Genomic DNA, 581 nt, shown 5'->3' with positions numbered 1-581 from the left:
GCCGAGCTGGGCGTGTGCCGGTGCGGCGAAGGTGGTGGCGATGGCCAGTGCGATAAGGGTCTTGCGGATCATGGTGTAGTCCTTGTTTGACGACGGTAGCTGCCGGCCGCTGGCCGGCAGAAGAGACAACCCGCGCTGGATCAGCGCACGGCCTTGACGTTGAGTTCGTTGATCATCTGCTGGGCAGCCTGTTCGGCGGCTTCGCGCAGTGCATTGGTGCGGGCGACGGTTTCATTCGGGCCCAGGCCGGCGTACTGCACCGGACCGACCGAAGACACGGTGCGCGGGAAGCGACCGGTCACGTCCAGTACCTTGCCGGTCACGGTGACGTACACGCGGGTGTTGCCCGAGGCCGGGTCGCGGTCGCGCATGCCGATGTCCAGCGTGCCCACCGCGATGTACGGGATGTTGGCCGCGCGGATGCCGTTGGCGGTGTCGCGCAGGGTGGCGGCGGACAGGTCGTTGCCGGTGCTGAAGTCCTTGCGGATGCGCTCGATGCTGAGCAGGCCGCGGCTTTCGCCTTCGACGTACTCCGCTTCGACCACTTCGTAGCCGGCGCTGCTGAAGGCACCGGTCATGGC

1 pseudogene is annotated in these 581 nt (G+C 67.1%); it reads right to left on the bottom strand.

Annotated features, from left to right (window positions below):
* Window positions 1-140: 140 nt before the first annotated feature.
* Window positions 141-581, bottom strand: a pseudogene (locus ACXJKJ_RS31440) (hypothetical protein); the annotation flags it as partial.

The sequence above is a fragment of the Roseateles sp. P5_E1 genome (assembly GCF_054049335.1).
The sequence above is the reverse complement of the archived record's forward strand: the minus strand, read 5'-3'. Positions and strand labels throughout refer to the sequence as shown.